Source organism: Pluralibacter gergoviae ATCC 33028 = NBRC 105706 (assembly GCF_001598855.1).
In the GTDB taxonomy this organism is placed as follows: Bacteria; Pseudomonadota; Gammaproteobacteria; order Enterobacterales; family Enterobacteriaceae; genus Pluralibacter; species Pluralibacter gergoviae.
The window spans coordinates 25,710-35,148 of record NZ_BCZS01000043.1 but is presented as its reverse complement, the minus strand read 5'-3'; the positions used below and the strand labels follow the sequence as shown (position 1 = coordinate 35,148).

General features: G+C 54.1%; 9 protein-coding genes, 2 tRNA genes and 2 other RNA genes. 9 read left to right on the top strand and 4 right to left on the bottom strand.

All coding sequences use genetic code 11. From position 1 onward, the window contains the following. A partial coding sequence (locus ENGE1_RS24000; protein WP_073971344.1) for an iron-containing alcohol dehydrogenase occupies positions 1 to 1,527 on the top strand: 1,527 nt, incomplete at its 5' end. An 89-nt stretch (positions 1,528 to 1,616) separates the two neighbouring features. Here ENGE1_RS24000 and tdk read toward each other — a convergent pair. Then, positions 1,617 to 2,243 (bottom strand): thymidine kinase, encoded by a 627-nt coding sequence (gene tdk / locus ENGE1_RS23995; protein WP_048255011.1) that lies wholly within the window; start codon positions 2,241 to 2,243, stop codon positions 1,617 to 1,619. Positions 2,244 to 2,756: 513 nt separating this feature from the next. Between tdk and hns the strand changes: the two genes are divergently transcribed. Next, positions 2,757 to 3,164 carry a histone-like nucleoid-structuring protein H-NS gene (gene hns / locus ENGE1_RS23990; protein WP_043083526.1) on the top strand — a complete coding sequence of 136 codons (408 nt, stop codon included), beginning with the start codon at positions 2,757 to 2,759 and terminating at the stop codon, positions 3,162 to 3,164. Positions 3,165 to 3,326: 162 nt separating this feature from the next. Here the strand turns inward: hns and galU are convergent, their stop codons facing one another. From galU to rssA, 3 genes are all read right to left on the bottom strand, one after another. Beyond that, entirely contained in the window at positions 3,327 to 4,226 is a 900-nt protein-coding gene (gene galU, locus ENGE1_RS23985) for a UTP--glucose-1-phosphate uridylyltransferase GalU (protein ID WP_043083524.1), read from the bottom strand. A 195-nt stretch (positions 4,227 to 4,421) separates the two neighbouring features. Continuing rightward, positions 4,422 to 5,435, bottom strand: a complete 1,014-nt coding sequence (gene rssB / locus ENGE1_RS23980) for a two-component system response regulator RssB (RefSeq protein ID WP_064360811.1) — start codon at positions 5,433 to 5,435, stop codon at positions 4,422 to 4,424. Between the two features lie 89 nt (positions 5,436 to 5,524). After that, complete coding sequence (gene rssA / locus ENGE1_RS23975; protein WP_043083521.1) at positions 5,525 to 6,436, bottom strand: patatin-like phospholipase RssA; 912 nt, start codon at positions 6,434 to 6,436, stop codon at positions 5,525 to 5,527. Positions 6,437 to 6,549: 113 nt separating this feature from the next. Between rssA and ENGE1_RS23970 the strand changes: the two genes are divergently transcribed. The 7 genes from ENGE1_RS23970 (at position 6,550) to ENGE1_RS23940 (ending at position 9,432) form a co-directional block, all read left to right on the top strand. After that, the gene (locus tag ENGE1_RS23970; RefSeq protein WP_048255013.1) at positions 6,550 to 7,008 is read left to right on the top strand and encodes a YchJ family protein; all 459 of its coding nucleotides are present in this window, start codon (positions 6,550 to 6,552) and stop codon (positions 7,006 to 7,008) included. Between the two features lie 48 nt (positions 7,009 to 7,056). Further along, a complete protein-coding gene (purU, locus tag ENGE1_RS23965) occupies positions 7,057 to 7,899 on the top strand; it encodes a formyltetrahydrofolate deformylase (protein WP_043083517.1) in 843 nt (280 codons plus the stop codon). 144 nt (positions 7,900 to 8,043) lie between these two features. Then, positions 8,044 to 8,128, top strand: a tRNA-Tyr gene (locus ENGE1_RS23960). A gap of 142 nt (positions 8,129 to 8,270) precedes the next feature. Next, positions 8,271 to 8,355 (top strand) — tRNA-Tyr (locus tag ENGE1_RS23955). A 44-nt stretch (positions 8,356 to 8,399) separates the two neighbouring features. Then, positions 8,400 to 8,530, top strand: a non-coding RNA gene (locus ENGE1_RS23950) — RtT sRNA. 43 nt (positions 8,531 to 8,573) lie between these two features. Continuing rightward, positions 8,574 to 8,704, top strand: a non-coding RNA gene (locus ENGE1_RS23945) — RtT sRNA. Positions 8,705 to 8,892: 188 nt separating this feature from the next. Continuing rightward, positions 8,893 to 9,432 carry an AAA family ATPase gene (locus ENGE1_RS23940; RefSeq protein ID WP_048255015.1) on the top strand — a complete coding sequence of 180 codons (540 nt, stop codon included), beginning with the start codon at positions 8,893 to 8,895 and terminating at the stop codon, positions 9,430 to 9,432. The last annotated feature ends 7 nt before the right edge of the window (positions 9,433 to 9,439 follow it).

The following is a 9,439-nucleotide window of genomic DNA, read 5'->3' as shown; positions in this document are numbered from 1 at the left end:
TTCTTCGGCGAAAAAATGAAGACCGCGCGTATCCTTATCAACACCCCGGCCTCGCTGGGCGGTATCGGCGATCTCTACAACTTCAAACTCGCACCTTCCCTGACGCTGGGATGTGGTTCCTGGGGTGGTAACTCCATCTCTGAAAACGTTGGTCCGAAACACCTGATCAACAAGAAAACCGTTGCTAAGCGAGCTGAAAATATGTTGTGGCACAAGCTTCCGAAATCCATTTACTTCCGCCGCGGCTCTCTGCCGATCGCGCTGGACGAAGTCATCACCGACGGTCACAAACGTGCCCTGGTGGTCACCGACCGCTTCCTGTTCAACAACGGTTATGCTGACCAGATCACTTCCGTGCTGAAAGCAGCCGGCGTTGAAGTTGAAGTCTTCTTTGAAGTTGAAGCGGACCCGACCCTCAGCGTTGTACGTAAAGGTGCCGAGCTGGCTAACTCCTTCAAGCCGGACGTTATCATCGCGCTGGGCGGCGGTTCCCCGATGGATGCCGCGAAGATCATGTGGGTGATGTACGAGCATCCGGAAACCTCGTTTGAAGAACTGGCGCTGCGCTTTATGGACATCCGTAAGCGTATCTATAAGTTCCCGAAAATGGGCGTGAAGGCGAAAATGATCGCCGTAACCACCACCTCCGGTACCGGTTCTGAAGTCACGCCGTTCGCCGTCGTAACTGACGACACCACCGGCCAGAAATACCCGCTGGCGGACTACGCGCTGACCCCGGATATGGCGATTGTTGATGCCAACCTGGTGATGGATATGCCGAAATCGCTGTGCGCATTCGGCGGCCTGGACGCCGTGACCCATGCCCTGGAAGCCTATGTTTCCGTACTGGCCTCTGAATTCTCTGACGGTCAGGCGCTGCAGGCGCTGAAGCTGCTGAAAGAGAACCTGCCGGCCTCCTATCATGAAGGCGCGAAAAACCCGGTTGCCCGCGAGCGTGTACACAGCGCCGCCACCATCGCCGGTATCGCGTTTGCTAACGCCTTCCTCGGGGTATGTCACTCCATGGCGCACAAGCTGGGCTCGCAGTTCCACATTCCGCACGGCCTGGCCAACGCCCTGCTGATCGGCAACGTTATCCGCTATAACGCGAACGACAATCCGACCAAACAGACCGCGTTCAGCCAGTATGACCGTCCGCAGGCGCGCCGCCGCTATGCTGAGATTGCCGATCACCTGGGCCTGTCTGCGCCGGGCGACCGCACCGCAGCGAAAATCGAGAAGCTGCTGGCCTGGCTGGACAGCATCAAAACCGAGCTGGGTATTCCGAAATCCATCCGCGAGGCCGGCGTGCAGGAAGCTGACTTCCTGGCCCACATCGACAAGCTGTCTGAAGATGCCTTCGACGATCAGTGCACCGGCGCCAACCCGCGCTACCCGCTGATTTCCGAGCTGAAGCAGATCCTGATGGATACCTACTACGGCCGCGATTACGTTGAAGGCGCTGCCGCCGAGAAGAAAGAAGCCGCTCCGGCTAAAGCAGGTAAAAAAGCGAATAAAATCGCCTGAGTAACCGCCTGACAACGAAACCCGCCAAATTGGCGGGTTTTTTTATTGTCGCGCATCAGGCGAGCGGTACGGCAAAGGCTGTGCGTGGCTCATGAGGCGCGATCTCCCCTTACCCGCTGCTGTATCACGGTCAGAGAGCCTTCAGCCAGCGCCTCTTTATAATGCTTGCGACAGACGGAGACATAGCGCTCATTGCCGCCAATCACCACCTGCTCACCCTCGTTATAAGGGCGGCCAGCCTGATCCAGGCGCAGCACCATACTCGCTTTGCGCCCGCAGAAACAGATGGTTTTCAGCTCAACCAGCTTATCGGACCAGGCGAGCAAGTACTGGCTGCCGGTAAACAGTTCACCGCGAAAGTCGGTGCGCAGCCCGTAGCAGAGTACCGGAATATCCAGCTCATCAACGACCTCAGAGAGTTCATACACCTGCTGGCGCGTCAGGAACTGGCTTTCGTCCACCAGCACACAGTGGATAGCCTCCTGCGCGTGCATGGCGGCTATCTCATTGAACAGAGATGTATTCTGGTTATAAAGCCTCGCTGGCGATGAAAGGCCAATACGCGAGCTGACCTTACCGGCGCCAAAGCGATCGTCTATCTCGGCGGTATAGACCAGGGTACGCATTCCGCGCTCCTGGTAATTGTAGGAGGACTGCAATAGCGCCGTCGACTTACCGGCGTTCATTGCCGAATAGTAAAAATATAGTTGTGCCATTTACAGCAACACCCCAATCGTCGTAATTTCATCGTCGGCGATTGTACCATAATTGCTTCCGGTTACCGCCGGCAGCGCCCCGCCGACTACCACCGTTCGCATAAGTATTTAAGCATTATTTGCTAACAGCATCATCCATGAGAATGATTTTGTAGCGGCGTTATCAAACCTAAGTTAATGGATGTTTGTCGGTTAAGCATCTGTATCATCGCCTGGAGAATAGACACCCAGGCGCTATCCACAGCGACTAATTGGCAAAGCGGATTCTTATATTACAGGATATATACTTCGTTCAGCGCATTCTGAAAAGGCATACTTTGCCCAGGTGTTTTAAGCATTTTCCACTGCTGCAATGGGATGCGACGCGCAGAATTTAAGTTATCTTTATTAATAAATATGACAAGACAACAGCTATTTTGAATTCATTACAATCGAACCTATTGCACATATGAAATTAACGCTCTATTATTAGTCCAACAAACCACCCCACAATATAAGTTTGAGATTACTACAATGAGCGAAGCACTTAAAATTTTGAACAACATCCGTACTCTTCGTGCCCAGGCAAGAGAATGCACGCTGGAAACGCTCGAAGAAATGCTGGAAAAATTAGAAGTTGTTGTTAACGAACGTCGTGAAGAAGAAAGCGCAGCTGCTGCTGAAGTCGAAGAACGTACGCGTAAACTGCAGCAGTACCGTGAAATGCTGATCGCTGATGGTATTGACCCGAATGAACTGCTGAATAGCATGTCAGCCGCTAAAGCGGGCACCAAAACCAAACGTGCAGCACGTCCGGCTAAATATAGCTACGTCGACGAAAACGGCGAAACTAAAACCTGGACCGGCCAGGGTCGCACCCCGGCAGTGATCAAGAAAGCAATGGATGAGCAGGGTAAAACACTGGACGATTTTCTCCTGTAATAATTCGAATTGCTAACGAATCCCGCTCCGGCGGGATTTTTTTTGCCCGGCATTTTAGCCGGGATTAAGAAACGAGCTGATTCTGTATAAATCCCAGGCAATAAAAAACCGGGAAGCCTGACGGCCACCCGGCGCATTTCAACCGCAGTAACGCACTTTTAGTTAACTAACGGTCTTTTCCAGCCAGGCTTTAAAATCAGCGCCAAGCGTATTATGGCGCACGCCATATTCTACAAACGCCTGCATGTAGCCCAGCTTATTGCCGCAATCATGGCTCTTACCTTTCATGTGGTAGGCCTCAACCGTCTCTTTCTCAATAAGCATATCGATAGCGTCGGTCAGCTGAATTTCGTCACCCGCGCCCGGAGGGGTTTTCGCCAGCAGCGCCCAGATTTCGGCGCTGAGTACATAGCGGCCAACGACAGCCAGATTAGACGGCGCCGCCTCTTTCTTCGGCTTCTCAACAACGCCGACCATCGGTACGCTGTCGCCCGGATTAAGGTTTTCGCCTTTGCAGTCAACCACGCCGTAGGCCGTCACGTCTTCAACCGGCTCAACCATGATCTGGCTGGCGCCCGTTTCATCGAAGCGCTTGATCATCTCGGCGAGGTTATCGCGCGAGAGGTCCGATTCGTATTCATCCAGAATAACGTCCGGCAGAATAACCGCTACCGGCTCATCGCCGACGACCGGATGCGCGCATAGCACCGCGTGTCCGAGACCTTTCGCCAGGCCCTGGCGCACCTGCATAATCGTTACGTGCGGCGGGCAGATAGACTGAACTTCTTCCAGCAGCTGGCGCTTAACGCGCTTCTCCAGCATGGCCTCAAGCTCGAAGCTGGTATCAAAGTGGTTCTCAATGGAGTTTTTAGAGGAGTGCGTGACCAGTACGATCTCGGTGATACCGGCAGCAATACATTCATTAACGACATATTGAATCAACGGCTTATCAACCAGCGGCAGCATTTCTTTTGGTATCGCTTTCGTGGCGGGCAACATCCTGGTTCCCAATCCCGCGACCGGGATGACGGCCTTAGTAACTTTCGAATTTAATGCAGCCATTTATATCTCCTGAACTGTTCAACTCTTGAACGTATTCGTTAATTATTAACGCGTTAAGTATACCAGCAGCGATGAGCCATTCTGGTCTGAAAATGAGAGCGGGACCAGAATTAGGATATTTCTAAACACAAACGCAATGCTATCACCCCTTAGAGTTCGGGGTAATCACTATGTTTTGTAGTTAAAGTCAGGTGGTTACTCTGCAGACAGCATAAGGCGCAGCCGCCCGCCGCTTCCCCAGATCTGGCACTGCCAGGCGTCACAGCGCTGGCTGATCTGATTTAAATAGGTATTGCCCATGGTGCCCAGCGGCACACCGTTGCTTATCTGTATCTGCCTGTCTCCGGCATTAAGCGTTCCGTTAAGGCCGGCAGAAACCAGGATTAAATTTTTAATCCCGCTATGATAATAGCCTACCAGCAGCGGAAACTGGCCGGGAAGGCTCACCTGACGCAGCAGTTGATTGACCTGCTTGAGCAGGCTGCCAAGTTCAGGCAATCGCTGACCGCGGTGAGCCAGCTGCTCCTGCAGCAGGCTGTTAAAAATCGCGCGCAGTAATAGCGCAGCGAGAACGCCGTTATCCCCTGCCCGGGTGACATCCAGGCAGTAGAAAGCGAGATCATTATCAGATAAAGGCGCAATATCGAGCACCAGCCCAGGTTTATCCGCAGAAACGAGCTGGCGATAGTTAACGCGGCAGTGAGATATCGTCTGCTGAACCGGGGGCTGAAGCTCCTGAAGGAGTTTTGCCGCCGCCGTTGGATTGCTTACCAGGGCGTCCCAGTCCTCGAAAAGCCGCTCCTCTTCTTCGACCCGGGAATTAAACATATTGGGATAAAGGCAGGCAAAAACCGTCTCCCTGAGCTTGTCGAGATCCTGCACCGGTTTCAGTAATACATCCTGCACGCCTAAGCGAAGCGCTTTGGCAATATCAGCCATATTTTCGGTGGCAGAAATAACGAGGATGGGCAACTGATGGCCGTTATTTCGCAAATATTCAACCAGCTTAAGGCCGTTCATTCGCGGCATCGCGATATCGCAGATCATCAGGTCGGGAGTGAGGGTTTCCATCTTTTCCCGCGCGTCTTCACCATCTTCGGCCAACGCCGTTACTGCGCCGAGTGATGAAAGCCACGAATCCAGTAGAGAGCGGAAAACGGGTTCGTCTTCAACGATTAGAATGAGTTTTCCCGCCAATGGCTGCGTCATGATATCTCCCCTGGCTGACGATAAGTCAATAGTGACATGCTATCTACCCCACCGCCTGTCAGATTTTGCTGAAGTCGTCGAAAAAGTGCTTAGCGAGGCGCTGGCACTAACGGTAATAGTTCATCCATCTTTTTCTCGACTGCCTGCCGGCCGGCGACGATGGCGGCGTCGGCCCGGTGAAAATCGAGTGTGGATATTTGTGGGCAAAACGGTTGTAACAGAATATCGGGAGGATCGCCTGCCATACGGTTTCGTTTCAGCCGGTTTTCCAGCACCTGTATTGAGGTTGACATAATCTCCGTCGCCGTCGGCGTCGCGGTTGCCAGGCGCGATGACTTCCGCTCCGCCCGCCTGCGCCAACGATCGTACCAGGAGAGCGAAGATTCCCCCTCAACTGACTGCAAATCCGGCTGAAGGTTCACCGATAGCAGGTCCTGCTGCATCAGGTGCGCATCGTGCTGCAAATCCACGGCTATCACAATATCGGCGCCCAGCGCGCGGGTCAGCGAAATCGGCACCGGATTGACCACGGCGCCATCCACCAGCCAATAGCCGTTATGCCTCACCGGGGCCATCAGGCCTGGGATGCTGCAGGAAGCGCGGATGGCATGATTAAGGTCACCTTCAGTAAACCAGAGCTCGCGTCCGGTACTGAGATTGGTGGCTACCGAGGCGAAGCGGCGGTTGCAGGCTTCGATTTGATCCACCGGCAGCAGTTCGCTGAAGTGGCTGAACACGCGTTCACCGCGCAGTAGTCCACCGCGGCGCCACGAGAGATCCATCAGGCGCAGGACATCCCAGTAGCGGAAGGCCGTCACCCACTTCTCCAGCGCGTCCAGCCGATCGCAGGCATAGGCAGCCCCGACCAGCGCACCAATTGAGCAGCCTGCGACGATATCAATTTCAATGCCCGTTCTTTCCAGCGCTTTTATGACGCCAATATGTGACCAACCCCGAGCGGCACCTGATCCCAGCGCCAGACCTATTTTTAATTTTCTCATTACTGCAGGTGGACATCCTCCACTTCTTATCGTAGCAAGATCGCCACTGCTCAGTTAACATATTCGCCGCCCGGCGCTCACGCGTCTTCATTATTGACTCACGGGAGGCGTCAATGCATCAACTTTGCCCATGTGGTAACGCTGTCGAGTATAGCCTATGTTGCCAGCGATATCTTTCCGGCTCGCAGCTAGCGCCAACTCCATCACAGCTTATGCGTTCACGCTATACCGCTTTTGTTAAAAAAGATGCGGCGTACCTGGTCGCCACGTGGCACCCGCAATGCCGCAGCCAGAGCCTGCATCAGGAGCTTGAGCAGGGCTTTGCCGGCACGGAATGGCTCGGATTGACGGTTTTCGCCACCGACGCCGGCCGCAATGATAGCGAAGGATTCGTCAGTTTTGTTGCCCGTTTTCGCGATGGTCAAAAACAGGGTGCGATAATCGAACGCTCAAGATTCATAAAAGAAAATGAACAGTGGTACTATATCGACGGTACCCGCCCGGCAATTGGCCGAAATGACGCATGTCCGTGCGGTTCGGGTAAAAAATTTAAAAAGTGCTGCGGCCAATAGGGCCAGGCATCTGAAGTCGCAAACACCTTCAACAGGATTTTCCTCGCAATGCATTCACTACAACGTAAAGTTCTGCGCACTATCTGTCCGGATCAAAAAGGCCTGATCGCTCGCATCACTAACATCTGTTACAAGCACGAGCTGAACATCGTGCAGAACAACGAATTTGTTGACCACCGTACCGGCCGCTTCTTTATGCGCACCGAGCTGGAGGGCATTTTTAATGATGCGACGCTGCTGGCCGATCTGGACAGCGCCCTGCCCGAGGGGTCGGTTCGCGAGCTGAACCCCGCCGGACGCCGCCGCATCGTTATTCTGGTGACCAAAGAGGCGCACTGCCTGGGCGATCTGCTGATGAAGGCCAACTACGGCGGGCTGGATGTCGATATTGCCGCCGTGATTGGTAACCACGACACCCTGCGTTCGCTGGTTGAGCGTTTTGATATTCCTTTCGAACTGGTCAGCCACGAAGGCCACACCCGCGAAGAGCACGATGCCTTAATGGCAGACGCCATCGAAGCGCATCAGCCGGATTACGTGGTGCTGGCGAAGTATATGCGCGTGCTGACGCCGACATTTGTTTCCCGCTTCCCGAATAAGATAATCAATATTCACCACTCGTTCCTGCCGGCCTTTATCGGTGCCCGCCCCTATCATCAGGCCTACGAGCGCGGCGTGAAGATTATTGGCGCTACGGCACACTACGTGAATGATAATCTGGACGAGGGTCCGATTATTATGCAGGACGTTATTAATGTGAATCATACCTATACGGCGGAAGATATGATGCGCGCCGGTCGCGACGTTGAGAAAAACGTTCTCAGCCGGGCGCTGTATCAGGTGCTGGCGCAGCGGGTGTTTGTTTACGGTAATCGGACGATTATTCTTTAATCCCTTATGAAATTAGCTGGTTAGGTTTGCGTCGTTACGCATAAAAAGCAGGCAACCAGTTCATTTTTATCAAAGGAGTGCTTTACAGAGGCGCGTCATTTGATATGATGCGCCCCGCTCCCGCAAGGAGCAGGCCAGTAAATAGGTGGGGTTCCCGAGCGGCCAAAGGGAGCAGACTGTAAATCTGCCGTCATCGACTTCGAAGGTTCGAATCCTTCCCCCACCACCACTTTCGCTACTACAACGTAGCAAACCCGGATGAATTGGCTGATGTTGATATCAACCGGGGAAGGGTGAGAAGTGAAGCGACGAATAATGCTTCTCCCACCACCACTACTCTTACGAGAGTTCCACAATTTGATTTTACCCCTGGTGGGGTTCCCGAGCGGCCAAAGGGAGCAGACTGTAAATCTGCCGTCATCGACTTCGAAGGTTCGAATCCTTCCCCCACCACCATCACTCTCTGAAAGCACTCCGCAAATTTTCACGTTAAGATTCCATTTTTCTCCGGCCGGGGAAGGATGAGAAGCTTCGACCAAGGTTCGATTCGAGCGCAGCGAGAAAGCGTTGCCGCAGGCAACGACCCGAAGGGCGAGGAGCGTAGCGACGAGTAATCCTTCCCCCACCACCATCTTCTTAGAAAGCACTCCGCATATATTCTCTCTAAGATTCCATTTTTCTCCAACCGGGGAAGGATGAGAAGCTTCGACCAAGGTTCGATTCGAGCGCAGCGAGAAAGCGTTGCCGCAGGCAACGACCCGAAGGGCGAGGAGCGCAGCGACGAGTAATCCTTCCCCCACCACCATCTTCTTTTGAAAGCACTTCATAAAATATTCACGCTAAGACTCTCTATTTCTCCAGCCGGGGAAGGATAAGAAGTTCCGACTAAGACTCCCCTTCTCTTACGCTCAACGACCAACGCCTCCGCCATAACCAAAGTCTACACCACCGCTTGCGCAACAATGCTTTCCCAATCCAGAAAGGAAAATCGCTATGAATTTACGTACGATTATTACCGGGGGGCCCGGCGCCGGAAAAACGACATTAATTGAGACTCTCGCGCAGCGGGGTTTCGCCGTGTGCGACGAATCGGGACGCGCCGTCATCAGGGAGCAGATGTCGATCGGCGGTTGCGGCGTACCCTGGCGCGATCCGCAGCGCTTTGCCGGGCTGATGCTGGCGCGGGACATTCGCGCATGGCACCGCAGCAGCGGCGCAAGCGCTCCCGTGTTCTACGATCGCGGTATCCCCGATATCGCCGGTTACCTGACCCTGTGCGGTTATCCTATCCCGCCTCGCCTCACGGAAGCGATTAGCCGCTATCGTTACGCCACCGACGTGATTATTCTGCCGCCGTGGCGCGGCGTCTATGCCCAGGATAACGAACGCAAGCAGAGCTGGCAGGAGGCCGTCGAAACCTGGAAAGCGATGGCGGCAACGTATGAGCAGCATGGTTATCGCCTGACGACGCTGCCGCCGGCGCCTCCCGCTGCGAGGGCCGCTCAGGCGATGGAGATAATCTCCGGGCGGTGAGCCGCTA

Excerpts from the sequence above, each read along its gene's own strand:
- ENGE1_RS23940 (WP_048255015.1), top strand. The coding sequence starts at position 8,893 with ATGAATTTACGTACGATTATTACCGGGGGGCCCGGCGCCGGAAAAACG.
- rssB (WP_064360811.1), bottom strand. The coding sequence starts at position 5,435 with ATGACGCAGCCATTGGCGGGAAAACTCATTCTAATCGTTGAAGACGAA.
- purU (WP_043083517.1), top strand. The coding sequence starts at position 7,057 with ATGCATTCACTACAACGTAAAGTTCTGCGCACTATCTGTCCGGATCAA.
- ENGE1_RS23970 (WP_048255013.1), top strand. The coding sequence starts at position 6,550 with ATGCATCAACTTTGCCCATGTGGTAACGCTGTCGAGTATAGCCTATGT.
- hns (WP_043083526.1), top strand. The coding sequence starts at position 2,757 with ATGAGCGAAGCACTTAAAATTTTGAACAACATCCGTACTCTTCGTGCC.
- tdk (WP_048255011.1), bottom strand. The coding sequence starts at position 2,243 with ATGGCACAACTATATTTTTACTATTCGGCAATGAACGCCGGTAAGTCG.
- galU (WP_043083524.1), bottom strand. The coding sequence starts at position 4,226 with ATGGCTGCATTAAATTCGAAAGTTACTAAGGCCGTCATCCCGGTCGCG.
- rssA (WP_043083521.1), bottom strand. The coding sequence starts at position 6,436 with ATGAGAAAATTAAAAATAGGTCTGGCGCTGGGATCAGGTGCCGCTCGG.